Genomic DNA, 26843 nt, shown 5'->3' on the forward strand with positions numbered 1-26843 from the left:
TCAATCCTTCAGCAAGACGCCGGCATTTTCGTCGAAGGAGACCCAGACATCCTGGTCATAGGCGAAAGGCTCTTCGACGGCGCGCACTGCGTTCAGCGACGATGCCTTGACCACCTGCCCGCTCTTCAGCTTCACGTGGAAGACGGTCATGTCGCCGAGATAGGCGATGTCCCAGATCTCGCCTTCGGCGGCGTTGACCGAGGCATTGGCCGGCGGGCGCGGCGTTACCCTGAGCTTCTCCGGACGGATCGCGAGGCTGGCGCGGCTTCCAGCCGACGGCGTATCGCCGGAAGCCGAGCGCACCGTGAAGCCGGAATCGACCGATATCTCGACGATGCCCGATTGCGCCGAGGTGACGTTGCCGTCGAGGATATTCACATCGCCGATGAAGTCGGCGACGAAGCGGCAATTGGGCGCCTCGTAGATTTCGGCCGGCGTTGCCACCTGCACCACCTTGCCATGGCTCATGACCGCGATGCGATCGGCCATGGTCATCGCCTCTTCCTGATCGTGGGTGACGACGACGAAGGTCAGCCCCAGGTTCTGCTGCAGATCCATCAGCTCGAACTGGGTCTCCTCGCGCAGCTTCTTGTCGAGCGCGCCGAGGGGTTCATCGAGCAGCAGCACTTTCGGCCGCTTGGCAATCGAGCGGGCGAGCGCCACGCGCTGGCGCTGGCCGCCGGAGAGCTGATTGGGCTTGCGCCTGGCGAACTGCTCCAGCTTGACGAGCTTCAGCATCTGCGTGACGCGATCGGCGATCTCGGCTTTCGGCATGCCGTCCTGGCGCAGGCCGAAGGCGATGTTCTTTTCCACCGACATATGCGGGAACAGCGCGTAAGACTGGAACATCATGTTGACCGGGCGGCGATAGGGCGGCGTGCCGGCCAGATCCTGGCCGTCGAGCACGATCTCGCCCGTCGTCGGCTGCTCGAAACCCGCAAGCATGCGCAGAAGCGTGGACTTGCCGCAGCCGGAGGCGCCCAGAAGGGCGAAGAATTCTCGGTTGTATATATCCAGGGAGAGGTCGTCGACGGCGGTGAAATCACCGAACTTCTTCGTCACGTTCTTGAAGGAAATGTAAGGCTTGGCCGAAGGATCGGTCCAAGGAGCAAAGGAACGTCGGATATTACCGAGTGACTTCATCATCTATCCCCAAATGGCCGCTCACGCGGGCTTTCCTGGAGTAGTTCCGCTTTTCTACGAATCGCGGAAACGCTCCATCTTTCATTTCTTTCCGCATTCTGGCTGGAAAACCGCTGCGCACTTTTCCTGGAAATGCTTTAGCGCCGGCTCTTCCCCCTCCCGGCACGCTCTTCGTTCTTACGCCATGCTCTTAAGGAAAGGCCCGGACGTTGCCGTCCGGGCCGCTTGGAATTATTGGCCAGTGGTGACCTTTGTCCACAGCCGCGTTGCCACGCGCTGCGTTTTCGCGTCCCATGGGGTCAGGGTGAACAGCTTCTCGCGGACCGCATCGGTCGGATAGACGGCCGGATCATCAAGCACGTCCTTGCTCACGAACTGCTGCGACGCTTTGTTGCCATTGGCGTAAGCGACGAAATCGCTTGCCTTGGCGATGACCTCAGGCCTCATGATGTAATTGAGGAAGATATGCGCTTCCTCGACATGCGGCGCATCGGCCGGGATCGCCATGACGTCGAACCACATCTGCGCGCCCTTCGAGGGGATCGAATAGCCGATGTTCACGCCGTTCTTGGCTTCCGCGGCACGATTGCGGGCCTGCAGCACGTCGCCGGAATAGCCGAAGGCGATGCAGATATCGCCGTTGGCCAGCGCGTTGATGTATTCGGAGGAGTGGAACTTGCGCACGAAGGGCCGGATCGAGGTCAGGAGATCCTCGGCCTTCTTGAAGTCTTCCTGCTTGGTCGAATTGGGATCGAGACCCAGGTAGCGCAGCGCCGCCGGAATGACGTCGGTTGGCGAATCCAGCACGTAGATGCCGCAATCCTTGAACTTGGCCGCCAGCGCGGGATCGAAGATCACGTTGATATCAGGCGCCGCGTCGGTGCCGAGGATCTGCTTCACCTTGTCGACATTGTAGCCGACGCCGCTGGTGCCCCACATATAGTCGATGGCGTACTGGTTGCCGGGATCGTAGGTGGCGATGCGCTGCTGCACCGTATCCCACATGTTGGAGATGTTCGGCAGTTTGGACTTGTCGAGTTTCTGGAAGACGCCGGCCTTGATCTGGCGTTGCAGGAAATAGGCCGTCGGGACGACGACATCATAGCCGGTCTTACCCGCAAGCAGCTTCGTTTCCAGGGTTTCGTTCTGATCGAAGGTATCGTAGACGACCTTGATGCCGGTTTCCTTGGTGAAATCCGCCAGGATCGAATTATCGATGTAATCCGACCAGTTGTAGATATTGACGACCTTGTCTTCTGCCTGAGCGACCGTCGCCAGCGAAACGACCGCGAAAGCCGTTGCTGCAAGCCGTGCGAACATGGACTTCATAGTCTCTCCTGTTTTGTTCAAGGGCATCCAGACGATACCCAACCCTCTGTTTTTCCCGTTAGACTAGAAAGGAAATCGGAAGGCGACAAGGGAAAAAGCAAGCCGGCATGAGCTTTAGCCGTTTTCCCCGAAAACGATCGATCGCCCCGCGGAAAGCCCACGCCGTTCGCACGCGATTGTGAACCAGAGGCCCGCTTCGCGCGTGAATGCGCAAACCGGCTTTGCTAACATTGGGGCGTTCTCTTCCGCGAATAGTCTCAAACCTGTTTCGCCATCCTGCCCAGCGGGCAAACTCAAACCCAGATCGGGGCTCACCAATGCAGTATCAAAAATTCGGCAATACCGGCCTTAGCGTCTCGCGCCTGTGCCTGGGCACGATGACGTTCGGCCTGCAGATCGAGCAGGAAGACATAGCCCATTCCATCCTCGACAAGTCGGCCGATGCCGGCGTCAACTTCATCGATACGGCCGACGTCTATCCGCTCGGCGGCGGCGAGCAGCTTGCCGGCCGCACCGAAGAGATCGTCGGCCGCTGGCTGAAGGGCAAGCGCGACCGTTTCATCGTCGCGACCAAGGCTGTCGGAAAAGTCGGCCCCTCCTCGTGGGACCAGGGTGCGTCGCGCAAGCACCTCCTCGACGCCATCGACGCCTCGCTGCGGCGTCTCGGCACCGATTACGTCGACCTCTACCAGCTGCATTCCGACGATCGCGAAACACCGATCGACGAGACGCTGGAGACGCTCGACGTCATCGTGCGCTCGGGCAAGGCCCGCTATGTCGGCGTCTCGAACTTCCTCGCCTACCGGCTGGCTTTGGCGCTTGGCCGCGCCGATTTCCTGCGCACCGCCCGCTTCGTCTCCGTGCAGCCGCGCTACAATCTGCTGTTCCGCCAGATCGAGCGCGAGCTGCTACCGCTCGCCGAAGAACAGCGCATCGCCGTCATCCCGTACAATCCAATCGCCGGCGGCCTTCTCACCGGCAAGCACAAGCACGACGTCGCGCCGACCGAGGGCCGTTTCAGCGCGCAGCTGCGAGCCGCCGGCAGCAACTACCTGCAACGCTACTGGCACGAACGCGAATTCGCGACGATCGAGAAGCTGCAGGGGATCGCCGAAGAGGCCGGTCAGCCGCTCATCAAGCTCGCCGTCGCCTGGGTCGCCGCCAATCCAGTCATCACGTCAGCCATCATCGGCGCCAGCCGCCCCGATCAGCTGACCGACACGCTCGCGGCCATCGATCTGAAGCTCGATCCGGACCTGAAAGCAAAGCTGGATGATGCCACCGTCGAGTACCGCTGGGGTGACGCGGCACGCTGAAGACACGCAAACCGGCGGTCAATCGCCGCCGATTTACGCATAGGTCGGGCGCTTGCCGGCAAACAGCTCCGAATGGCTCTTCAGCAGCCGGGTCATGCGGTCGACCACGGTGCGGATCTCCCTGCGGTGGCGGTCGGCATTGTTCATGACGATCCATTGCCGGTGGCGAAGCGAGGCGATCTCCTCGCCGACCCGCTCCAGCCGCGGCTCCTGATCGCCGACGAAGCGGGGCAGAACGGCAATGCCCGATCCGGCCAGCACCAAATCGTGCAGGGAGCGCGGGCGGCTGACCGTGAAGGCGATCTCCTCGCGCCTGTTTTGGTACGGCCAGTGCAGATAGGCCGACACCGCCTCCTCCTCCGCCACCGCGATCCAGCGCTGCGGGCCGGAAAAACGCATGTTGCGGGCCTGATAAGCAGCATAGGCGACATCGCCGGTCTTGATGGCAGCGAGATTGGCCTCTTCCGGTTCGAAGGCGCGGATGCCGATGTCACTTTCCCGATGGGCAAGGCTGGCACGGCGCTCACCAAGATAAAGGTCGATCCGAAACCCGTCCCGTTCCGAGCAGATCGACGGCATGTTCTGGCTGAGCAGCCAGCCGACCCATGTGCCGGCGGCAATGCGGACGACCGACGCCCCCTGCGCATCGCGCTGCCAGCTATCGACCTTGCGGGCGGCGGCCTCCATCTCCAACAGCTGGTCGAACAGTGCCTGACCGTCGCCCGTCAGCCCGTAGCCGGCCTGGCTGCGCTCGAACAGAGGCCGGCCGATCTGCCCTTCCAGCTCCAGCATCCGCCGACCGATCGTCGCCGGACTGAGGCCGCTCGAGGCCACAGCACCCGTCAGGCCGCCGCCGCGAGCGACATCGAGAAAAAGCTGATAGGAGTCCCAGGCGGTGTTTTTCATAATTGAAAAACATAGGCCGAAAATGGCTGTTTATAAAGAAAATTCCTGTGTGTAATTGAAGGGATGCCTCACAACAAGGAGACATCCCATGATGGAAAGTTTTGCTTTGGCCAAGGCCCTCGAGATTAAGATCCGTGCGCGCGAAGAGCAATGGCGCCGCAACGAGGACCTGTTCTACCTCGACAATGCGCGAGACCCCTCACCCTTTTTCCAATGGCTCGGACGGATGTTTGCCGCGACGCGCAGCCATAGCAAGGCAACAAAAAAGGCGGACCGGCCGGAAATCCGCCGATCCGCCTGCGATGGCAACAACAGTTGCGGTCAGGCAGCCTGCTCGCGCATGTAGTTGGCGCTGTAGCCGGTCTCGATCTTGAACTGCAGAATGAGGTGCAGCAAGGCGTCGGCCTCGGTTGAGAGTTCGCGGCTTGCTGCCGTGGTCTCCTCCACCATGCCGGCATTCTGCTGGGTCATCTGGTCCATGTGATTGACCGAAGCGTTGACCTCCTGCAATGCGCTTGCCTGATCGTGGCTGGCGCGGGCGATCATTTCCACATGCTGGCTGATGGTGACGATCTGGCTGCTGATCTGCGCGAGCACCGAACCGGCCTCCTGCACGAACTGCGAGCCGGAATTGACTTCCTGGGTCGATTTGTTGATCAGCCCCTTGATCTCCTTGGCGGCAGCGGCCGAGCGCTGCGCAAGCTCGCGCACCTCCATGGCAACAACCGCAAAGCCCTTGCCGGCGTCGCCGGCGCGGGCCGCTTCGATACCGGCATTGAGCGCCAAAAGATTAGTCTGGAAGGCGATCTCATCGATGACGCCGATGATCTGCTCGATCTTGCGCGACGCGTCTTCGATGCGCGTCATGGCGTCGATCGCGTTGCCAACGACCACCGAGCTATCATCGGCGCTGCGCTTGGCTTCACGCACGATCGTATCCGCATCCTTGGCGCGCTCGGCGGACGAACGGACGGTAACGGTGATCTCGTCGACGGCCGCGGCGGTCTGCTCGAGAGAAGCTGCCTGCTGCTCGGTGCGCTTCGATAGGTTCTCGGCGGAGGCCGCCATCTGGGCGCCATTGCTCTGGATCATCTCCACATTGCTGCGGACCTGGCTCAACGTTTCCTGCAGTCGCGACAGCGAACTGTTGAAATCCTGACGCAGCTGCTCGAGGCGACCGATGAAAGGCGTGTCGATCGTCGCCGAGATATCGCCCTGGGCGAGACGCTCAAGGCCGGAGGCAAGCGCGCTCACGGCGTAGTCGATCTGGCGGTCGAGCTCGCGCTTTTCCGCGTCGTTGCGCTGGCGTTCGTGTTCGGCGGCAGCGCGCTCTTCGTCGCTCTGCTCCTCGATGCGGATCTTCGAAATGGCATTCTCCTTGAAGATGCCAAGCGCACGGGCCATGTCGCCGATTTCGTCATGACGCTGTTCGCCGGAGATCGAAGTCTCCAGCAAGCCGTCGGCGATGCGGCGCATGGCGGCGGTGATCTGGCCGATCGGGCGCTGCAGGGTGAGCACGAGCGCGATGCCGCCGGCAACCGAGAGGATGATGCCGAGGGCGGTTGCCAGGATGGATATCGAGTTCGCCTGATCGCGTTCGGTTCCGGCGCTCTGCTTCTGCGTTTCGGCGAAGGCGGTGAGCTGGCCCCAGACCTGATCAAGCTGCTGACGGGCGCTCGCATATTCGCCGATGCGCTGGGTGATGGTGTCGACCAGCTTGCCGCCGGCATCGCCCATCGACTGGATCGCGGGGCGAATGGCCGCATCGATGTCGGTGGCGAAATCCATGCTCTTGGCGCTCTGGTTCAGCGTATCGATATCGCCGCCGAGCTTGGAGACCTCCTGGCGCAGGCGCACGAGGTTGTCCTTGTTGGTATTGGCGTTGAAATCGGCCAGCACGAGCTGCAGCGAATAGACCGAATCTTCCAGCCGACGCGTATCCTGCAGGACCGAATTGGTCTGCGCGACGCGCGCATCGAGCGACACGAAGGTCGTGGTCGCCTGCCGCATCATCTGCGTTGCCGTCAGCTGGGTATAGGTCGAGGTCTGGCGGAAGCGCGTCAGCAGCCGGCTGATATTGGCGACGGTATCGTCGGTCGGAACATCGGTGCTTTCGGTAAAGGCGGTCAGATCCTTGATGGTGCTGACCAGCGACTGGACGACGCTCTTCTGGTTCTGTGGCAAAGCGAGGTCGATAGAGCGCTGTGCCTTGTTCAGATCCGGCAACCGGTCCTTCAGGAGCTTGACCTTGTCGGCCGGCGTCGCAGCCTTGTTGAAATCTTCCGCGACGGAGCCCAGCAGGTCGCCGCCCTTCAGCAGGCGATCGGCGGAGCGCAGGGTCGAGGTCGCATCCGCCTGATCCTGGCGCATCTGATCTTCGAGCTGCTGGCTATTGAAATCGACGTTGAAACGGGCACTGATCAAGGCGCGCTGCGCATCGTCGATCGTCTTGCGCAGCGCGAGTTCCTGTTCGTGCAGCGACCATAACCTGCCGACGAGATTGGACATGTCGGCGGTCTTGGTCGTCGCGTCCGTCAGATTGTCGCGACCTTCCGCATCCTGGCCGAGCTGGCCAAGCGTTGAATTGAGCACGGTCTGCTGGGATTTGATGTCCGCATAGAGCTTGTCGCGCTGCTGTTCGTTGGTGATGCGCAGGAAGTCGTCCATCGAGCCATAGAGGTTCTTGAAGCCGGTCAAGGACTGCAGAACGCTGTTGGAGATCTCCATGCGTCCCTGGAGCAGGCCTGACGCATAAAGCCCGGTGAGGCCCACGGCGGAAATGCTGATGACGAACGGTAGGACGAATATCAGAACCTTCGTCTTGATCTTGAAACGCGACAATATCTTATCAATGAACATAGTGGCTCAGACCTCTCGCACACCGCTCCCCCGTCGACGCCGCCTCGGCGCTGACCGGATGTATAACCATGGTTCTTGAAATATCCGCAGGCGGGGTTCCCGAGTATAAAGTCAGGAAGCAATCATTGCTTCGGCTCTATCAAGCAGTAGAGCGCCCCATTAAATCGTCAGGAATTGTGGGTCTGATTAATTAATTTTCGGATAAGGGCGTTGTGTGGCCCGCAACATACAATCAAACGCTGAAAAGCGGTTGGCGAGACCTATATCCGTGCGCGAGCCAGGGCCGTCGCCCAGCGACGGCCGAGAACAACGGGGGCGGCGAAATCAGAAGCCGCGTACAGCCAGGTAGGCGATGCAAGCGGCTGTCACGCCGGTCGCCAACATCAACAGTCTTGCCGCCAAAAACTTGGCGTTGTCACGGGTCTGAGCGATTGCAATGGCGCGAGCGCGACGCTGTGTTCTGTTCATGAGTATATTCCCATTTTCGCACTGACACGATAACCGGCAAATGGTGCTTTCGGCAACTGCCAATGTATTCACTATTAATGTAGGAAAGGAAAACGCGAGAAACAGAGGCGTGCTCCATTTTACCAAAGTGCCGGCAAGGCATTGAAACGAAAGCTCAAGCGGCTTCGCCGGCGACATGGCCCGATGCCCACGCCCATTGGAAATTGTAGCCGCCGAGCCAGCCGGTCACGTCGACGCACTCGCCGATGAAGAAAAGGCCTGGAATGGTCTTTACCTGCAACGTCCGCGAATCGAGGCAAGTTGTGTCGATACCGCCGAGCGTCACCTCCGCCGTGCGATAGCCTTCCGAGCCCGAGGGTTTGATCGCCCAGGACTGGACGGCTGCCGCAAGCTGCTGCAAGCGCTTGTCGGATTGATCGGCCATGTTGCCGGATATGCCGTCGCTCTCGACGACGTACTGCGCCAGCCGTTTCGGCAGGATTTCCGCAAGGGCCGTCTGCGCCGATTGCCGGCCACTCATCTGCTTGGCCTTCTTGAGAACCGCGACGATATCGATGTCGGGTTCGATCACGATCGTGATGTCCTCGCCTTCCCGCCAAAAGGACGAAATCTGCAGGATGGCGGGGCCGCTCAGGCCACGATGAGTGAAGAGCAGGGCTTCGCGGAAGGACGTCTTGCCGTGGCGGATCTCGGCCGGCGCCGCAATACCGGAGAGCGGCGCCAGGCGCTGAAGCAATTGCGGATCGAGCGTCAGCGGCACGAGGCCCGGCCGGGTCTCGACGACAGGCAATCCGAATTGCTCGGCGATGCGATAGGCAAAGCCGGTGGCGCCCATCTTGGGGATCGACTTGCCGCCGGTCGCGACAACGAGCGAGGACGCTTCGAAAACACCTTCGGACGTGCCGACGCGATAGCCGCCGGAGGTCTGCTCGATGTTGGCGATCTCCGTTCGCAATCGCAGCTGCGCCCCAACCGCACGCATCTCGTCGATCAGCATGCGGATAATGTCCTTGGCGCTCTCGTCGCAGAAGAGCTGGCCGAGCGTCTTCTCATGCCAGGCGATGCCGTGGCGCTCGACCATGGCGATGAAATCCTGGGGCGTGAAGCGGGCCAGTGCCGATTTGGCGAAATGCGGATTCGAGGACAGGAAGTTCTTCGGGCCGGCATGGATATTGGTGAAGTTGCAGCGGCCACCACCGGAAATGCGGATCTTCTCACCCGGCGCTGCGGCGTGATCGAGCACGGCGACCGAGCGTCCGCGCTGGCCGGCGCGGATAGCGCACATCATGCCGGCAGCGCCCGCACCAAGGACGATCACATCATATCTGCCAGCCACACTTCAGTCCTTCATTCTTCGCCGCGCTCTCTGGTCATTTTTCCATCATACGGCGAAAGTCCGAGCGGTTTTCCCCCTCGCCAATTGGCAAACTGCGGTTATGATACAATCGCCGATCAACCCAAATACGGTGTTTTATGCCCGCGAGAAAGACCCCGCTGAAAGCTTCCGTGCCTGCCTCGAAAGTCCCTACGGTGCCCCCCAATCTGAGATCGGCACGCGGCGTGGCAAACTGGACGGAAGCGGCGCAATGGCTGCGGGCGCGCGGGATCGAGGACATAGAATGCATCACGCCCGACCTTGCCGGCGTTCCCCGTGGCAAGATGATGCCAACCTCGAAATTCACCTCGAATACGTCGCTGGCGCTGCCCTCGGCGATCTATCGTCACACAATCTCGGGCGAATATCCCGAGGAGACCGAGAGCTTCCGCTACGAGCCGCGCGACAGCGATCTCAAGCTGGTGCCGGACCTGTCGACGCTTTCCGTCGTTCCCTGGGAAACCGACCCGACGGCGCAGGTGATCTGCGATATCGTCAATTCCGAGGGACACGCGGTATCCTATACGCCGCGCAACCTGCTGAAGCGGATCATGGGGCTCTATCGCGATCGCGGCTGGAAGCCGGTGGTGGCGCCCGAGATCGAATTCTATCTGGTTGCCAAGAATGACGACCCGGACTATCCGCTGCATCCGCCGAAAGGCCGCTCCGGTCGCTCGATCCTCGGCGGCCAGGGCTATTCGATCGCCGGCATCAACGAGTTCGACGAGCTGATCGACGACATCTACCACTTTTCCGAGAAGCAGGGCCTGGAGATCGACACGCTGATCCATGAAGAGGGACCGGCGCAGCTCGAAATCAACCTGCGTCATGGCGACCCGATCGAACTTGCCGACCAGGTATTCATGTTCAAGCGCACCATTCGCGAGGCGGCGCTGAAGCATGGCATCTACGCGACCTTCATGGCCAAGCCGATGCAGAGCCAGGCGGGCTCGGCGATGCACATCCATCAGTCGGTCGTGAACATCGAGACCGGCAAGAACGTCTTCACCAATCCGGACGGCAGCCCATCGCAGGAGTTCTTCTATTTCATCGGCGGCATGCAGCGCTTCGTGCCGAATGCGCTTGCCATGCTTGCGCCCTACGTGAATTCCTATCGGCGGCTGGCGCCGAACATGTCGTGCCCGGTCAACAATGCGTGGGGCTACGACAATCGCACCACTGCCTTCCGCGTGCCGGTGTCCGATCCGCAGGCCCGCCGTGTCGAGAACCGGTTGCCGAGCTCCGACGCCAATCCCTATCTGGCGCTTGCCGCCTCGCTCGCCTCCGGTCTGCTCGGCATCATGAAAAAGGTGGACCCGACGGCACCGACCGAGGATTCGGCCAATGAAGGCTCCATCGATCTGCCGCGCGGCCTTCTCGAAGCCATCGCGCTGCTGGAAGACGAACCGGCCTTCGAGGAGGTGCTCGGCAAGGACTTCATCGACATCTATGCCGGCGTCAAACGCGGCGAGTTCGAGACCTTCATGCAGGTGATCAGCCCGTGGGAGCGGGAATTCCTTCTGCTCAACGTGTGAAGGGAGACCGCCCATGACATTGCAGGAAACGTGGCAGAGCCCGATCGCGCCTGGGCTTTCCTTCTATCAGGCAACCGTCGGCCCGCGCCCGAGCTATCCTAAGCTGGATGGCTCGCGCCGGGCCGATGTCGCCATTGTCGGCGGCGGCTATACCGGCCTCCAGGCGGCCTACAATCTCGCCAAGGGCGGCGTCGGCGTCGTTCTCATCGACGGCAACCGCTTCGGTGACGGCGCCTCCGGCCGCAACGGCGGGCAGCTTGGCACTGGACAGCGCTCATGGCCCGAGGAGATTGAAGAGACGATCGGCTACGCGCGCTCAAAGGCGCTCTTCGACGTCGCCGAAGATGCGAAACGTCATCTCCTCGATTTCACCGCCGAGCACGGCATCGACGTCGACTTTCTGCCCGGCCAGATGAACGTTACGCACAAGCGCAGCTACAAGCGCGACTACATGGACAATGCAGAGATCGCAGCGACGCGCTACGGCTATCCGCATATGCAATTCATGGATCAGGCCGAAACCCAGGAACGGCTGGGTTCGCAATTCTATCTCTATGGCGTCAGGGATATGGGCACGGGCCATATCCATCCGTTGAAGCTGCTCATCGGCCTTGCCCGCGTCACTGCCGAAGCCGGTGCAGCGCTCTTCGAAATGACGAAGGCGAAGGGCTTCCGCCAAGCGGGCGGCAAAACGATCATCGAAACGGATGGCGGAGAGATCACCGCCGACCGGGTGCTGATCGCCTGCAACGGCTATATCGGCAACCTCGAGCCGGTGACATCGAGCCACGTCATGCCGATCCGCTCCTTCATCGGCGCCACCGAGCCGCTCGATGATTTTCCAACCGTGCTACCCGGCAACGAGGCGGTGGCCGATTCGCGGTTCGTCGTGCGCTACTTCCGCAAATCGAAGGACGGACGCCTGCTGTTCGGCGGCCGCGAGGCCTATACGTCAGACAATCCGCGCGACATAACGCAGCACATCCGCCGTCAGATCACCGAAATCTATCCCGCTCTCGGCGATATCAAGATCGACTATGCCTGGGGTGGCTCGGTCGGCATCACCATGCCGCGCCAGCCTTTCGTGCGCGAGGTCATGCCGGGCGTCACCTCGATCGGCGGCTATTCCGGCCATGGGGTGATGCTGTCAAACTATTGCGGTAAACTCTATGCGAAAACGGTTCTCGGGAATGCGGACGAGCTTCATCTCTTTAAGGAGCTGAATATCCCGCCTTTCCCCGGCGGGGCGCGCATGCGGGCGCCTCTGCTGTTCCTGGCGCTCTCGTGGTTTGCGTTGCGCGACAGGTTTTAAAAACCGGAAGATGATTTCTTCCGCCGGCAATCCGCTCTAAAAAGCCGAGTCTGAATTTTGCGATGCACACTGGCCTTTTTAAATCGATTAGATTAAAAGGGGCCTCAACCAAGACCGATTGAGAGATAGCTCATGAGCAGCCAAATCATTCCCGTTGAACCATTTGATTATGTCGTTTTCGGCGGCAGCGGCGACCTTGCCGAACGCAAGCTCCTGCCCGCTCTTTACCATCGTCAGGTCGAAGGTCAGTTTTCCGAGCCGACGCGCGTAATCGGCGCTTCGCGCAGCGCGCTTTCCAATGAAGAATACCGCAAGTTCGCCGATGCCGCCCTCAAGGAACACCTGAAGAAGGGCGAATATGACGAGGCCGAAGTCAAGAAGTTCCTGGCTCGCCTGTTCTATGTGCCGGTCGATGCCCGCAGCGATGCCGGCTGGGATCAGCTCAAGAAACTTCTGGACGAGGGCAAGGAGCGCGTGCGTGCCTTCTACCTCGCCGTCGCTCCAGGCATTTTCGGCGACATCTCGCAGAAGATCCACGACCACAAGCTGATTACCAAGCAGACCCGCATCGTCGTCGAAAAGCCGATCGGCCGCGACCTCGCCTCGGCGCTGCAGCTGAACGACACGATCGGCAAGGTCTTCAAGGAAGAGCAGATCTTCCGCATCGACCATTATCTCGGCAAGGAAACCGTGCAGAACCTGATGGCGCTGCGCTTTGCCAATGCTCTCTACGAGCCGCTGTGGAACGCCAACCATATCGACCACGTGCAGATCACGGTGGCAGAATCGGTCGGTCTCGAAGGCCGTGCCGGCTACTACGACACCGCCGGCGCGCTCCGCGACATGGTGCAGAACCACATCCTGCAGCTGCTTTGCCTGACCGCGATGGAAATCCCCTCTTCGATGGATTCGGAAGCCGTTCGCGACGAAAAGCTGAAAGTCCTGCGCGCATTGAAGCCGATCGACGCTTCAAACGTCGAGCAGGCGACCGTTCGCGGCCAGTACCGCGCCGGCGCTTCGGCGGGCGGCCCGGTCAAGGGCTACCTCGATGAACTCGAAGGCGGCGTTTCCAACACCGAGACCTTCGTCGCCATCAAGGCCGAGATCGGCAACTGGCGCTGGGCCGGCGTTCCCTTCTACATCCGCACAGGCAAGCGGCTGGCCGGTCGCGTGTCGGAGATCGTCATCACCTTCAAGCCGATTCCGCACAACATCTTCGATCAGGCCGCCGGCCGCATCGTCGCCAACCAGCTCATCATCCGCCTGCAGCCGGACGAAGGCGTCAAGCAGTCGCTGATGATCAAGGACCCCGGCCCGGGCGGCATGCGCTTGCGCAACGTCTCGCTCGACATGAGCTTCGCGTCCGCCTTCAACGTCCGCAATCCGGACGCTTACGAGCGTCTGCTGATGGACGTCATCCGCTCCAACCAGACGCTTTTCATGCGCCGCGACGAAGTGGAAGCGGCATGGGAATGGGTCGACCCGATCCTCAAGGGTTGGGAAGCAACCGGGCAGCAGGTGCAGGGCTATACGGCCGGCACGTGGGGTCCGAGCCAGGCTATCGCACTCATCGAGCGTGACGGCCGCACATGGCATGACGATATCTAATCCGGGACGATAACGATGACAGCGAACATGCATGCTTTTGCCAATGGTGCCGAACTCGCCGGCAAGCTCGCGGACAAGGTAGCCGAGACCCTCTCGGCCGCAATCGCGACGCGCGGCTCCGCAAGCATAGCGGTCTCCGGCGGTTCGACGCCGAAGGCCTTCTTCCAGGCGCTGTCATCGCGCTCACTCGACTGGGGCAAGGTCACGATCACTCTGGTCGACGAACGGTTCGTCCCGGCGGACAATCCGCGATCGAACCACCTGCTCGTTCAGGAGAACCTGCTGAAGGACAAGGCGGCAGCCGCCAAATTCCTTCCGCTCTATCAGGCTGCGGCTTCCGTCGAGGAGGCCGCCGTCATCGCCACGGAAAAGACCAAGGCCGTCAGCCATCCCTTCGATATCGCCATCCTCGGCATGGGCAATGACGGCCACACGGCTTCCTTCTTTCCGGGCGGCAGCAATCTCCGGACGGCGCTTGATCCGAACACCCCGCGCGGCATCATCACGATGGAAGCGGACGGTGCCGGCGAGCCCCGGCTGACGTTCACCTTCTCCAGCCTTCAGGATGCCAGATTGCTGGTGCTCCATATCGAGGGAGAAGGCAAGAAGGACGTTTTGGCCAAGGCCGAAGCGTCGGGCGAAGAAACCGAGATGCCGATCCGCGCCATGCTGCGCCGAGCTGCCTCTCCGGTCGAGATTTACTGGGCTCCCTGACACAGCCGGCAGGCTCGTCATCGAACCCTGAAAGACACAGCAACATGTGCTGCGCCATGCGCCCTTCTGGGCGTACCGGCAACGCATGGACTTTTGGACCCCGCGCCAAGCCCTCTACCAGGACAGATCGAGCAGATCTTACGGGCACCGCGCAAAACAGACGGAGGCAGATCGACCATGGCCGCTGACGCCCGCATTTCCAAGATTACCGCACGCATCGTCGAGCGCTCGAAGCCGACACGCGAGCGCTATCTGGACCGCCTGCGCAACGCTGCAACAAAGGGCGCGCAGCGCTCCGTGCTCGGCTGCGCCAACCTCGCGCATGGCTTTGCAGTCTGTTCCCCCTCCGAGAAGGATGCACTGGCGGGAGACCATGTGCCCAATCTCGGGATCATCACCTCCTATAACGACATGCTTTCGGCGCATCAGCCTTTCGAGGCCTATCCCGCCATCATCCGCCAGGCAGCGGCGGAAGCGGGCGGCATCGCCCAGGTCGCCGGTGGCGTGCCGGCCATGTGCGACGGCGTCACGCAGGGACAGCCAGGCATGGAGCTCTCGCTCTTCTCGCGCGACCTGATTGCCATGTCGGCGGCTGTCGGCCTCTCGCACAACATGTTCGATGCGGCCGTCTTCCTCGGCGTCTGCGACAAGATCGTTCCGGGCCTCGTCATCGCCGCCCTCTCCTTCGGCCATCTGCCAGCCGTCTTCATTCCGGCCGGACCGATGACTTCGGGCCTGCCGAACGACGAGAAGTCGCGCGTGCGGCAGCTCTATGCCGAAGGCAAGGTCGGCCGTGCCGAACTTCTCGAGGCGGAATCGAAGTCCTATCACGGCCCCGGCACCTGCACCTTCTACGGCACGGCGAATTCCAACCAGATGCTGATGGAGATCATGGGCTTCCATATGCCGGGCGCCTCCTTCGTAAACCCCGGCACGCCGCTGCGCGAGGCCCTGACGCGCGAGGCGACCAAGCGCGCGCTTGCGATCACCGCCATGGGCAACGAATTCACGCCGGCCGGCGAGATGATCGACGAGCGCTCGATCGTCAATGGCGTCGTCGGCCTGCATGCGACAGGCGGCTCGACGAACCACACGATGCACATCGTCGCCATGGCGCGCGCCGCCGGCATCGTGCTCACCTGGCAGGATATTTCCGAACTTTCCGACATCATTCCGCTGCTTGCCCGCGTCTATCCGAACGGGCTTGCCGACGTGAACCACTTCCACGCCGCCGGCGGCATGGGCTTCCTCATCAAGGAGCTCCTGAAGCAGGGGCTGCTGCACGACGACGTGCGCACCGTTTACGGCCAGGGCCTCAGCGGCTACTCCATCGACATCAAGCTCGGCGCCGACGGCAATGTCGTGCGTGAGCCGGCGCCGGAAAAGAGCGCCGATCCGAAAGTGTTGGCAAGCATCGAGACACCCTTCCAAAACAGCGGCGGCCTGAAGATGCTGCGCGGCAATATCGGCAAGGCGGTCATCAAGATCTCCGCCGTTAAGAAGGAACGCCATATCGTCGAAGCGCCGGCTGTGATCTTCCACGACCAGCTGGAAATGCAGCAGGCCTTCAAGGACGGCAAGCTGAACCGCGACTTTGTCGCCGTCGTCCGCTTCCAGGGACCGAAGGCCAACGGCATGCCGGAGCTGCACAAGCTGACGCCGGCGCTCGGCGTGCTGCAGGATCGCGGCTTCCGCGTGGCGCTTTTGACCGACGGGCGCATGTCCGGCGCATCGGGCAAGGTTCCCGCCGCCATCCATGTGACGCCGGAAGCCGTCGACGGCGGCCCGATCGCCCGCATCCAGGAAGGCGACATCATCCGCATCGACGCGATCGCCGGGACGCTGGAAGTGCTCGTCGATGCCGCCGACATGGCCGAGCGCGAGCCTGTGGTCGTCGATCTCTCGGACAACGAATTCGGCATGGGCCGCGAGCTCTTCGCTCCCTTCCGCCACGCCGCAGGGCCGGCGGATCAGGGCGCGAGCGTCCTGTTCCGCCACTGAGGCTTATACCGCTGAAATGCGGCATCGAAGGCTGATCAAGGAGCCTTCGATGCCGTTTTTTCAGCGTTGGCCGGAGCCTTGTCCGTCCATGCCGGCGGAAGGCCGAGACGTGCTCCCACGAAGCCCGTCACGCCCGGCGACTTCCCGAACGCCTTGCAGGCCTCGTATTTCGGCGCGCGGCCGACGAGAGCCGCCATACTCGCCCTGGATGGGAAGGAGGGCGTCGCCCCGAACGGGGTTTTGCCCTTGACCAGCATCTTGCTGAAATCGCCGCCGAATTTGGCGGCGAGGCTGTAGGCATCGCCTTCCTTGGCGACGGTGCCGGAATCAAGAAACGCGTTCGCGCCGCGCCCCCAGATCATCACAGCCTTTTGCACGCCCTGGGGATCAAGCGCCTCCGCCTCAAGGGAGAGGCTGCCCATGCCGATTGGAATGCGGGGGATGGGCACGGGTACACCCGGCAGCAATACGCTTTTGCCCACGGATGCGACCTTCGAGACGCCGACGGCTGTCGCATTCGTTGGCTTGACCTGGGTCACCACGGCACGAACGGTTAGATCCGCCGGTTGCGACAGGCCGACAACGACGAAACGCTGGCTCAATCCGGAGCATAGCGTTCTATCCACGGCATTGGTGACGAGGTTGCGTTGCTCGGGCGTGAAGGCTGCACTTTCGGCTCGCAACGAAAAAGCGGTCGGGATGATTTTCACGGTCTTGGCCGCAAGAACATCATCCTTGCTCACCCGTAGAAGCGAGTGTGCGACCAGCCCGTCCGATCGGGTCAGGCCATCATAGGATCGCAAGGACCCCGCGCGATCCAGCGGCGCAGTGGCACAACCCGTCAACAGGCTTAAGAGGAGAGCCATCGACCAGATATCGGGTCGCAGGCGGTTTTCGGCGGCACATGTTCCATTTTCATCGTGATTTGAGATTGAATTGCCCGGCATCGATATTTGCGCTCCTGCGTTCGATATGAACATTTGGCATCAACATTAAATATCGCACTTGGTGTAAAAATTAATATTGGCTACTTTGCGGCAGGCTCTGGGCAAGGCGACGGAATTATTTTTGCGGGAAACGGCAATGACAAGAGCGACGCCGCCGCTGGCGAAACAGGCCGGGTAGTTTGTGCGGGGGGAAGATTTGTGACAGAATGTAACAATGCATGATCAGCCCTCAAAACCGGAAGGCCTGCGCGAGCAAAAGCGACGGCTAACGTTTCAACGCATCGCGGACGTCGGACTGCAATTCTTTCTTGCAAAGGGCTACCAGGAAACGTCGATCGACGAGATCGCGGCAGCGGCTGGAATTTCTCGCCGTACTTTCTTCTATTATTTCAAGAGCAAAGACGACATTCTCCTGGCTAATCAACGCCGATATATGGAGTCTCTCAAGGCATCCATTCTAGAGTGCGCGTCGGCCGGGCAACCGCTCGATGTGGTCCATCAAGCAACCTTGAAGCTTGTAATCCGTCTCCAGGCTCCTCAGCTTTTGGAGACGGCTCGCCTCATGCGCCAAACAAGCTCATTGCGCGCCCGCACACGCGGTAACTTTCTGCAGCTCGAACAGGTTGCCTATGAGGCGCTGTGCGAATTGTTTCCGACACGGAATCGCGACGGGCTGCGGCTGATTTCGATGATCGCGGTAAGCCCACTTCGACTCTCGGTCGACAAATGGCTGCAGGAAGACGGCAAGCGGCCGCTGGTTGACTACCTGGAGGATGCGCTGAGGACATGGCGGACGGAAATTTGATCCGCCTGCCGCATGGCTCGCCACTGCAGTCTGTTTCCACCCGCGGCCCCTGATCAGGCCCTGATATCGAGCACGCGGTTCTTGTGGGCCGGATGCGTGCTGTAGACGAAGATCTTGTTCATCTCCTTCTCCGTCAGGAGACGCAGGAAACGGACTTCCACCGTATTGTTGGAGAAGACCTTCATCAGCACGCAGCCGACCTTGCTGATGCGGGCGTCGGGAATATCCAGATAGAATTGCTTCGGCAGATTATACTGGGTGAGGATCGCCAGGACGGCGCTGCTCTGCGAGATGCGGATGATATCGCAGCGGCGTGACGCAAGGTTCATCACGCCCTTTTCGGTGTATTCGAGGCGCGCTGCGTTCATCGTGTCTTCCATGCGGAACCGCACCTCGCGGTCATACATGAAGGATTCTTCTTTGTTGAGGAAATGCTGACCTGAATTAGCTCTGCCGAAAGCAGCCATCTGAGTAGATCCCTAAAGTATATTGCAGGGATGAGACTATCAGCGGGTCTTTAACAGAAAGTTTGAGTGCGCCAGCCCAAGTTGAATTTTGTTGTTCGTCTTTGCCTGGGCCGGCGCCTTCTTGCAAATGCGATCTGCTACTGCTTTCGGTAGGTGTGGCCATCCGCATCGAAGAGATGCAGCTTCTGCCCGTCGGCGGCAAAGCGCATCTTGTGGCCGCGCTGGATATTGGTGATGCCCGGGATCTTGACGATGATCGGCTCGCCATCCACCAGACCTTCGATATAGAGCTGCGTCACTTCGCCGAGTGCCTCGACGATGGAGACTTCGCCCTCGAACAGATAGTTTTCGTCGGTCGCGATGCGCAGATCTTCCGGGCGAACGCCGAAGCTCGCCTGCTTGCCCTTCTCCGAGGCATCGGTCGGCATGTCGAGCGTCACCGACTTTCCGCCTTTAAGCGTCACCGTCGTCGTCGCGCCGGTTTCGGTCACGGTTGCCGGGATGATGTTCATGGCCGGCGAGCCGATGAATTTGGCGACGAAGAGATTGGCCGGTCGTTCGTAAAGCTCGAGCGGCGCACCCACCTGCTCGACGCGGCCGGCCGACAGCACGACGATACGGTCGGCAAGCGTCATGGCTTCCACCTGGTCGTGGGTGACGTAGATCATCGTCGTCTCGGGCATGGAGTCGCTGAGCTTGGCGATCTCGATGCGGGTCGCGACGCGCAGCGCCGCATCCAGGTTCGACAACGGTTCGTCGAACAGGAAGACCTTCGGGTTGCGGCAGATGGCGCGGCCGATGGCGACGCGCTGGCGCTGGCCACCGGAAAGAGCCTTCGGCAGGCGTTCCAGATATTGCGTGAGCTGCAGGCTCGCCGCCGCCGCACGGACGCGACGGTCGATCTCCTGCTTGCTTTCGCCGGCAATGCGCATGCCGAAGGCCATGTTGTCGTAGACGGTCATATGCGGATAGAGCGCATAGGACTGGAAGACCATGGCGATGCCGCGCCTGGAGGGCGGCACTTCGTTCACCTTCTGCCCGGCAATCATCATATCGCCGGCCGTGATGCTCTCCAGCCCGGCAATCATCCTGAGCAAGGTGGACTTGCCGCAGCCCGAAGGACCGACGAAGACGATGAATTCGCCTTCGTTGATCTCCAGATCGATGCCGTGCAGCACGTGCACGCTGCCGTAGGATTTCTTGATATCCTTCAGAACAAGTCCCGTCATGATGCTCCCTCCTCCCAAAGGCTCAGGCAAGACGCGCGAAATAAGCGCCCCAGGCCGGAATATCGATTTTGTTGCCGTAGTTGTTGCTGGTAAAGCCGTGTCCCGTCAACGCCTGCCAATTACCATCAGGCAGCATCGCGAGCGCCTCGACCGGGCTCATGTTGAAGGCGCAGAGAATGGTCTCGCCGGCGTAAGTGCGGGCATAGATCAGCACGTCGCCCTGCGGCTCCGAAAACGCGATTTCGCCCTTGGCGAAGGCCGGATACTGCTTGCGGAAGGCGAGGAAGCGGCGATACTGCTCCAGCACCGAATTTTCATCGCCCTGCTGAACGTTGACGGCGCGCAGGATATGTTCGACCGGCACCGGAAGCCACGGCTTGACGGTGGAAAAGCCACCCTGCGTCACCTGGCTGTCCCAGACCATGGGCGTACGGCAGCCATCGCGACCCTTGAACTCCGGCCAGAACTGGATGCCGTAAGGGTCCTGCAGATCCTGATAGGCGAGATCGGCTTCCGTCAGCGCCAGTTCCTCGCCCTGATAGATGCACACCGAGCCGCGCAGGGTCAGAAGCAGCGCCGCATAGAGCTTGGCGAAAGCATCGCGGTCGGCGACCAGATTGCCCCAGCGGCTGACATGGCGCACGACGTCGTGGTTGGAGAAGGCCCAGCAAGCCCAGCCTTGCGGGGCTGCTGCGTCGAAGTCATTCATCACCTCTTCGACACGCTCCGGCGACAATGCATCCGGCGCCAGGAATTCAAAGGCGTAGCACATGTGCATCTTGTCGCCGCCGGAGGTGTATTCTCCGACGATTTCGAGGCCGCGCTGGCTGTCGCCGACCTCGCCGACGGCGGCAATGGCCGGATATTCGTCGAGCACGGCGCGGAAGCGCTTCAGGAACTCCAGGTTCTCGGGACGGTTCTTGTCGTAGAGATGCTCCTGGAAGTTATAGGGATTGACCGCGGGCGCAGTAGACGCGTTGCGGCGCGAAGGTTCCAGCGCCGGATTGTCGCGCAGTTCCTTGTCGTGAAAATAGAAGTTGATGGTATCGAGGCGGAAACCATCGACGCCCCGGTCGAGCCAGAAGCGCACGACATCAAGCAACCGATCCTGCACTTCCGGATTATGCATGTTCAGGTCCGGCTGCGAAGTCAGGAAGTTGTGCATGTAATATTGCATGCGGGTCGGGTCCCAGGCCCAGGCCGAACCGCCGAAGATCGACAGCCAGTTGTTGGGCGGCGTGCCATCCGGCTTGGCATCGGCCCAGACATACCAGTCGGACTTGGGATTGTCCTTGCTCGAGCGGCTTTCGACGAACCAGGGATGGCGGTCCGAGCTGTGCGACAGCACGAGGTCGATCATCACCTTGATGCCGAGGCGATGGGCTTCCGTCATCATCGCATCGAAATCGGCAAGCGAACCGAAGATCGGATCGACATCCTCATAATTGGAGACGTCGTAACCGAAATCGCGCATCGGCGAGGTGAAGAACGGCGAAATCCAGATCGCATCGACACCAAGCGCTGCGACATGCGGCAGACGGACGGCGATGCCCTTGAGATCGCCGATGCCGTCGCCGTTGGAGTCCTGATAGGAGCGCGGATAGATCTGATAGATCACGGCACCGCGCCACCAGTCCTTGTCCACTTCCGAAGCTGATTGAAGAGCAATGCTCATGCTGAATGGGTCCTGTGTAAGTATGTGTTTGGGTCAGCCCCCCTTCACCGACCCGGCGAGCAGACCACGCACGAGATAGCGCTGCAGACCGAAGAAGACGAGGAGCGGAATAATGATGGTGACGAAGGCCGAAGCCGTCAGTATTTCCCAGTTGCCGCCGCGCGAGCCGAGCAGCGCGTTAAGCGCAGCCGTCAGGACCAGATGATCCTTGTCGGTGCCAAGGAACACCATCGCGATCAAGAGGTCGTTCCACACCCAGAGGAACTGGAAGATCGCGAATGAGGCGAGCGCCGGGAAGGACAGCGGCAGGATGATCTTGACGAAGATATCGAAATCGCTGGCGCCGTCGACGCGGGCGGATTCGATGATCTCCTTGGGCAGGCCGGCAATGTAGTTGCGCAAGAGATAGATGGCGAGCGGCAGGCCGAAGGCCGTATGCGCCAACCAGATACCCGGATAGGTTTTCGATGGAACGCCGAAGATCTGGCCGATCTCGTTATAGATGCGCAGGAGCGGGATCAACGACATCTGCAGCGGCACGACGATCAGGCCGACGACGAGCGCGATCAGGATCGCGCGCCCGGGAAACTCCATCCAGGCCAGCGCGTAAGCCGCAAAGGCGGCGATCAGGATCGGAATGACGGTTGCCGGGATCGTCACCGTCAGCGAATTGATGAAGGACTGGCCGATGCCCTCGCCGCCCAGCACGTTGCGATAGTTGTCGAACGTGAATTGCGGCGGCGTGGCGACGGTGAGATAGACGCGCCGGGCGCGTGCGTCGGCTTCGAACGGGCCGTTCTTCTGATAGCGGTAGCTGCCGTCGGCATTGACGGTCAGCGTCTCGCCATTCTCAAGTTCGGCAGGCGATCCCGCCTTGTAGGCGGCCGGCTCCTGCACGCGCAGACCGAAGGACTGGATCTTGCCGCCGCCTTCGACGGCAAGCGTGCCTGATATCACGAAATTCGCGCCATCCGGCTTTGCCTTGTCCGGGCCGTCGAGACGGGCAGCCGTCGTGCGCGAGGAACCGGCAAAGGCCGTCCACCAACCGGAGGCGACGATCTGGTCCTTGTCGCGGAGCGCGGTGACGAAGATGCCGAGCGTCGGCAACAGCCAGAGCAAGACGATGAGCAGCACCGCGGCATGAACGAAGATGCGGGCGGGACCGATGCGGCCGAGATTCCCAATCATTGTCAGCGCCCCTTCGTCTCAGCGTTTGCACGGCGGATGTTCCAGATCATGATCGGCGTGACGGCCACCATGATGATGAGCGCGATGACGGCGCTTCGGCCGCTATCGCCGCCGCCGCGGAACATCCAGTTGAACATCAGGTTTGCCAGCACCATCGTGTTCCATTGCCCGTTGGTCATGGTGAGCACGATGTCGAAGACCTTGAGGACGAGGATGGTGATGGTGGTCCAGACCGTAGCAATCGTGCCCCAGACCTGCGGCACCATGATCTTCCAGAAGATCTGCCAGCCATTGGCGCCGTCGATGACGGCCGCTTCGATGGTTTCCTCGGGAATGCCGCGCAGTGCCGCCGAGAGGATGACCATGGCAAAGCCGGTCTGAATCCAGATCAGCATGACCATCAGGAAGAAATTGTTCCAGAAGGGAATGGTGATCCAGACTTCCGGCGTGCCGCCGAAAAGCTGGACAACGGCGTTCAGGAGGCCGATCTGCGCGTCGGTGCCGCCGCGATATTCGTAGATGAATTTCCAGATGACCGAAGCGCCGACAAAGGAGATTGCCATTGGCATGAAGATGACGGCCTTGGCGATATTGCCCCACCAGATGCGGTCGGTCATGACCGCGATGACGAGGCCGAAGAAGGTGCAAGCGGCCGGAACCACGGCAAGCCAGAGGATGTTGTTGAAGATCGACTGGCGGAATTCGGTATCGTTGAGCGCCCAGAGATAGTTGGCGCCACCGACGAACTTGCTGCCGTCAGGCCCATAGAAGGACAGGATGAACGTCGCCACAACGGGATAGACGAGATAGACGACCAGCAGGAACAGCGCCGGCCCCAGGAACAGCCAGGGGCGGATGAGGCCGCGGCGCCGAAGGTTGACGGCGGCCTGATGGACGTCATCGCCCTCGCGCGCCGGGAAAATCAAGTCCAAGAGCTTGTTGGAGAACCAGAAATAAGCGGCGCAAATGGCAACGCCGAATATCATGGCGCCAATCGCCGATACGATCTGCGAAAACATCCATTCCCTCCCCGAATTTACCTGCTTTTATCCACCCGTCCGACATCTGCCGCGCGCAAGGGCGGGCCGTCATATGCTATCTGGCGCCGCCGGCGATCTGCCGGCGGCGATAGGCTATGCTGTCTTACTTGATGGCGTCCCAGGACTTCTGGATCTGGTCGGCAACATCCTGTGCGGACTTGCCACCGACGAAATCCACCATGCCGGTCCAGAACGAGCCTGCGCCGATCTTGCCCGGCATCAGGTCGGAGCCGTCGAAACGGAAGGTGGTGGCGGAGGTGAGAATCTCGCCTTCCTTGCGCAGCGTGTCGTTGGCGTAAGCAGCCGTGTTGACGGACTTGTACGGCGTCAGGAAACCGGACTGCGCCATCCAGACTTCCTGGGCGATCGGCGTCTGCAGGAACTGGATGAAGGCGCGAGCGGCCTTCGAGTCCTTGGTGATGGTCGCCAGCGTGCCGGCGCCTTCGACTGGCTTGCCGAGTTCAGGATGCGAGGCAAACGGCGGGAAGTAGAAGAAGTCCGCATCCTGGCCAAGCTTGGTGCCATCCGGGAAGAAGGACGGGATGAAGGACGCCTGCTTGTGCAGATAGCACTTCGGCGGAACCGTGAAGAGGCCCTTCGGGCTGTCGCGGAAGTCCGTGGAAGCGACCGCTGCGACACCGCCGGCGACATATTTCGGGTTCTTGGCGAACTTGCCGAATTCCTCGATCGCCGCAACGACCTTCGGATCGTTGAACTTCAGCGTATTGTCGACCCAATGATCGTAATCCTGCGGCGTGTTCAGGCGCAGCATCAGATCCTCGACCCAGTCCGTTGCCGGCCAGCCGGTCGCGCCGCCCGAACCGAGACCGATGCACCACGGCGTGCCGCCGTCCTTGACGATCTGGTCGGAAAGCTTGACCAGATCTTCCATGGTCGTCGGAACCTTGTAGCCGGCTTCCTCAAAGTTTTCCGGAACGTACCAGACCAGAGACTTCAGGTCGGCCTTGTAGGGGAAGGCATAGAAGGCGTCCTTGCCGTCCTTGCCCTTATAGGTGCCGTAGCCGACCCAGCTATCGCCGGCGCCGTAATTCGTCTTGACCCAGTTCGCGACGTCATCGCCGAGCGGGGTCAGATAGCCCTTGCTGGCAAGGTTGGCCAGAAGGCCCGGCTGCGGGAGAATAGCGACGTTCGGCGGCGAGCCCGCCTGCGTGTCGATGACGATCTGCTGCTCGTAGTTTTCCGACGACGAATATTTGGCGTTCACGCCGGTCGCTTCGGTGAAATAGTTGAGGACGCTGGTGAAGAGCGCCTCGTCTTCGCCGCGCCAGGGCCCGAAGATGGTCAGCGTCTCGCCCTTCAGGTCGGTATGCCCGGCCTTGAAGTCGTCATAGCTCTTCCAGTTGAACTTGGAGTCCTGGCCGGGCTGGAACTTCAGATCGGCAGCCATAGCCGCACCCGTCGCCAGAGCGACGGCAGCAACGGTCATCAAAAGCAATTTTTTCATGTGGTTGTCCTCCCAAATAACGAAACCCATGAGCCCAAACACTGTTTTGTGCTGTGCGCCCCATTCCTCAAAGCGCTTTGGCTACCTCTCTCATCCATTGTGAGCGGAATAAAGTCAAGCGATTTTCAGTTTTCACTTAATATTCACAGCATTTCTCGCATTGCAGCATAAAATACGAACCATTATTTTGCTAATTACCTTGTCTCTCGCGCTTCTCCTGCTACATATTTGAAAGCGCTTTGAAAGCCTGAGACTTTTCGGGAGGTTGTCTCGGCATTTTAGCGGCTTGTAGCTGGAGGAGCCAAAATTCGTGAATCTGAAACAGCTATCGCAAATGCTTGGGCTGTCGCAGACGACAGTCAGCAGAGCATTGAACGGATACCCGGAGGTCAATCACGAGACGCGCGAGCGCGTTCTCAAAGCGGTTCGGGAAACCGGCTATCGGCCTAACAAAGCGGCACAAAGGCTCGCGACCGGCAAGGCCGGCTCGATTGGACTTGTCATGCCGACATCATCAGGCAACTCCTCCGACGCGCATTTCAGCGAGTTCCTGACCGGGCTTGGAGAAGAAGCCCTGCGACACGATTTTCATTTCGTCCTGACGCCGGCAGATCCGAATGACGAGGTCGGCGCCTTGCGGCGGCTCGCGGCCAGCGGCAATGTCGATGCGCTCTTCGTCAATTACATGCGCGGCCACGATCCTCGCCTGGAGATGTTGAAATCGCTGTCGATGCCCTTCCTCGTGCATGGGCGATCGATCGGCTCCGAGCCGGACTATCCCTTCCTCGACATCGATAACGAATCCGCCTTCTACGACGCCACGAAACTGCTGCTGCAGCTCGGCCACAGGCGCTTCGCCCTCCTGAACGGCCCGATCTATCTCGACTTCGCCATCCGCCGGAAGAACGGCATGGATGCCGCCCTTTCCGAACGCGGTCTGATGCTCGACGAGGCCTGCACCAGCCACACGGCGATGACGGACGAGCAAGGCCTGTTTGCGATGGAGCGCATCCTGCAGATGGAGAAGGACAAGCGACCGACCGCGGTGCTCTGCTCCAGTACCGTGCTGGCGCTCGGCGCCGTTCGCGCCATCAATCAGGCGAAGCTCAAGCTCGGCGAAGACATTTCGATGATCGCCCACGACGACGTGCTGACCTTGCTCAAGCCGGAAAATTTCACTGTGCCGCTGACGACCACCCGCTCGTCACTGCGAGCCGCAGGGGTGCGCATCGCCGAACGACTGATCGGCGAGATCAAGCATACGGAGACATTTCCGGCGCAGGAATTGTGGAAGGCGGAATTGATCGTGCGCGCATCGACCGGCGTCGCGCCGGCCGATTGATGAAGGCTTAAAACTTCGGCGGCGGCTTTCCGGCCGTGCGATGGGCTGCGATGACGGTATTGGCCATCAGCATGGCAATCGTCATCGGCCCGACGCCGCCCGGAACCGGCGTGATGGCG

Annotated in this window: 22 protein-coding genes and 1 pseudogene; 9 read left to right on the forward strand and 14 right to left on the reverse strand. The window is 60.9% G+C overall.

The genetic code is table 11. The features are described 5' to 3' along the window. Positions 1 to 1143, reverse strand: coding sequence for an ABC transporter ATP-binding protein (locus ACIQWP_RS25180; protein WP_402793459.1), 1143 nt, complete (start codon positions 1141 to 1143; stop codon positions 1 to 3). Positions 1144 to 1374: 231 nt separating this feature from the next. Next, complete coding sequence (locus tag ACIQWP_RS25185; RefSeq protein ID WP_402793503.1) at positions 1375 to 2463, reverse strand: polyamine ABC transporter substrate-binding protein; 1089 nt, start codon at positions 2461 to 2463, stop codon at positions 1375 to 1377. A 326-nt stretch (positions 2464 to 2789) separates the two neighbouring features. Here ACIQWP_RS25185 and ACIQWP_RS25190 point away from each other — a divergent pair, with 326 nt between their 5' ends. Next, complete coding sequence (locus ACIQWP_RS25190; protein WP_402793461.1) at positions 2790 to 3788, forward strand: aldo/keto reductase; 999 nt, start codon at positions 2790 to 2792, stop codon at positions 3786 to 3788. 33 nt (positions 3789 to 3821) lie between these two features. On the opposite strand, the gene ACIQWP_RS25195 is transcribed toward ACIQWP_RS25190, so the two are convergent. Continuing rightward, positions 3822 to 4694: a LysR family transcriptional regulator gene (locus tag ACIQWP_RS25195; protein WP_402793462.1), complete on the reverse strand. Its 873-nt coding sequence runs from the start codon at positions 4692 to 4694 to the stop codon at positions 3822 to 3824. A gap of 88 nt (positions 4695 to 4782) precedes the next feature. Between ACIQWP_RS25195 and ACIQWP_RS25200 the strand changes: the two genes are divergently transcribed. Further along, positions 4783 to 5040: a hypothetical protein gene (locus tag ACIQWP_RS25200; protein WP_402793463.1), complete on the forward strand. Its 258-nt coding sequence runs from the start codon at positions 4783 to 4785 to the stop codon at positions 5038 to 5040. Here ACIQWP_RS25200 and ACIQWP_RS25205 read toward each other — a convergent pair. The 3 genes from ACIQWP_RS25205 to ACIQWP_RS25215 form a co-directional block, all read right to left on the reverse strand. Beyond that, complete coding sequence (locus tag ACIQWP_RS25205) at positions 5016 to 7553, reverse strand: methyl-accepting chemotaxis protein (RefSeq protein WP_402793464.1); 2538 nt, start codon at positions 7551 to 7553, stop codon at positions 5016 to 5018. The two genes, ACIQWP_RS25200 and ACIQWP_RS25205, sit on opposite strands and share 25 nt — an antisense overlap. A 324-nt stretch (positions 7554 to 7877) precedes the next feature. Next, complete coding sequence (locus ACIQWP_RS25210; RefSeq protein ID WP_402793466.1) at positions 7878 to 8021, reverse strand: hypothetical protein; 144 nt, start codon at positions 8019 to 8021, stop codon at positions 7878 to 7880. Between the two features lie 154 nt (positions 8022 to 8175). Beyond that, entirely contained in the window at positions 8176 to 9357 is a 1182-nt protein-coding gene (locus ACIQWP_RS25215) for an NAD(P)/FAD-dependent oxidoreductase (protein WP_402793468.1), read from the reverse strand. 137 nt (positions 9358 to 9494) lie between these two features. Here ACIQWP_RS25215 and ACIQWP_RS25220 point away from each other — a divergent pair, with 137 nt between their 5' ends. From ACIQWP_RS25220 to edd, 5 genes are all read left to right on the forward strand, one after another. After that, complete coding sequence (locus tag ACIQWP_RS25220; protein WP_402793470.1) at positions 9495 to 10931, forward strand: glutamine synthetase family protein; 1437 nt, start codon at positions 9495 to 9497, stop codon at positions 10929 to 10931. A gap of 13 nt (positions 10932 to 10944) precedes the next feature. After that, positions 10945 to 12243 (forward strand): FAD-dependent oxidoreductase, encoded by a 1299-nt coding sequence (locus ACIQWP_RS25225; protein WP_402793472.1) that lies wholly within the window; start codon positions 10945 to 10947, stop codon positions 12241 to 12243. 132 nt (positions 12244 to 12375) lie between these two features. Continuing rightward, a complete protein-coding gene (zwf, locus tag ACIQWP_RS25230) occupies positions 12376 to 13851 on the forward strand; it encodes a glucose-6-phosphate dehydrogenase (RefSeq protein WP_199149665.1) in 1476 nt (491 codons plus the stop codon). Between the two features lie 15 nt (positions 13852 to 13866). Further along, a complete protein-coding gene (pgl, locus tag ACIQWP_RS25235) occupies positions 13867 to 14565 on the forward strand; it encodes a 6-phosphogluconolactonase (RefSeq protein ID WP_402793473.1) in 699 nt (232 codons plus the stop codon). Between the two features lie 177 nt (positions 14566 to 14742). Continuing rightward, positions 14743 to 16566: a phosphogluconate dehydratase gene (gene edd / locus ACIQWP_RS25240; RefSeq protein WP_402793475.1), complete on the forward strand. Its 1824-nt coding sequence runs from the start codon at positions 14743 to 14745 to the stop codon at positions 16564 to 16566. Positions 16567 to 16601: 35 nt separating this feature from the next. On the opposite strand, the gene ACIQWP_RS25245 is transcribed toward edd, so the two are convergent. Next, entirely contained in the window at positions 16602 to 17432 is an 831-nt protein-coding gene (locus ACIQWP_RS25245) for a DUF3313 domain-containing protein (protein WP_402793477.1), read from the reverse strand. 295 nt (positions 17433 to 17727) lie between these two features. Between ACIQWP_RS25245 and ACIQWP_RS25250 the strand changes: the two genes are divergently transcribed. Further along, the gene (locus tag ACIQWP_RS25250; protein ID WP_402793479.1) at positions 17728 to 18318 is read left to right on the forward strand and encodes a TetR/AcrR family transcriptional regulator; all 591 of its coding nucleotides are present in this window, start codon (positions 17728 to 17730) and stop codon (positions 18316 to 18318) included. Between the two features lie 53 nt (positions 18319 to 18371). On the opposite strand, the gene ACIQWP_RS25255 is transcribed toward ACIQWP_RS25250, so the two are convergent. The 6 genes from ACIQWP_RS25255 to ACIQWP_RS25280 form a co-directional block, all read right to left on the reverse strand. Next, positions 18372 to 18725 carry a hypothetical protein gene (locus ACIQWP_RS25255; protein ID WP_402793481.1) on the reverse strand — a complete coding sequence of 118 codons (354 nt, stop codon included), beginning with the start codon at positions 18723 to 18725 and terminating at the stop codon, positions 18372 to 18374. Positions 18726 to 18922: 197 nt separating this feature from the next. Next, the gene (locus ACIQWP_RS25260) at positions 18923 to 20014 is read right to left on the reverse strand and encodes an ABC transporter ATP-binding protein (protein ID WP_402793483.1); all 1092 of its coding nucleotides are present in this window, start codon (positions 20012 to 20014) and stop codon (positions 18923 to 18925) included. A gap of 22 nt (positions 20015 to 20036) precedes the next feature. Beyond that, entirely contained in the window at positions 20037 to 21689 is a 1653-nt protein-coding gene (locus ACIQWP_RS25265; RefSeq protein ID WP_402793485.1) for an alpha-glucosidase, read from the reverse strand. 33 nt (positions 21690 to 21722) lie between these two features. Beyond that, complete coding sequence (locus tag ACIQWP_RS25270; protein WP_402793487.1) at positions 21723 to 22877, reverse strand: carbohydrate ABC transporter permease; 1155 nt, start codon at positions 22875 to 22877, stop codon at positions 21723 to 21725. Positions 22878 to 22879: 2 nt separating this feature from the next. Further along, entirely contained in the window at positions 22880 to 23896 is a 1017-nt protein-coding gene (locus ACIQWP_RS25275) for a carbohydrate ABC transporter permease (RefSeq protein ID WP_402793489.1), read from the reverse strand. A gap of 124 nt (positions 23897 to 24020) precedes the next feature. Beyond that, positions 24021 to 25382 (reverse strand): ABC transporter substrate-binding protein, encoded by a 1362-nt coding sequence (locus ACIQWP_RS25280; RefSeq protein WP_402793491.1) that lies wholly within the window; start codon positions 25380 to 25382, stop codon positions 24021 to 24023. A gap of 310 nt (positions 25383 to 25692) precedes the next feature. Between ACIQWP_RS25280 and ACIQWP_RS25285 the strand changes: the two genes are divergently transcribed. Continuing rightward, entirely contained in the window at positions 25693 to 26724 is a 1032-nt protein-coding gene (locus ACIQWP_RS25285; protein WP_402793493.1) for a substrate-binding domain-containing protein, read from the forward strand. A gap of 7 nt (positions 26725 to 26731) precedes the next feature. Here the strand turns inward: ACIQWP_RS25285 and ACIQWP_RS25290 are convergent. Next, positions 26732 to 26843: pseudogene (locus ACIQWP_RS25290) on the reverse strand (bifunctional methylenetetrahydrofolate dehydrogenase/methenyltetrahydrofolate cyclohydrolase); the annotation flags it as partial.

The organism is Rhizobium sp. NPDC090279 (assembly GCF_044769665.1).
Taxonomy (GTDB): domain Bacteria; phylum Pseudomonadota; class Alphaproteobacteria; order Rhizobiales; family Rhizobiaceae; genus Rhizobium.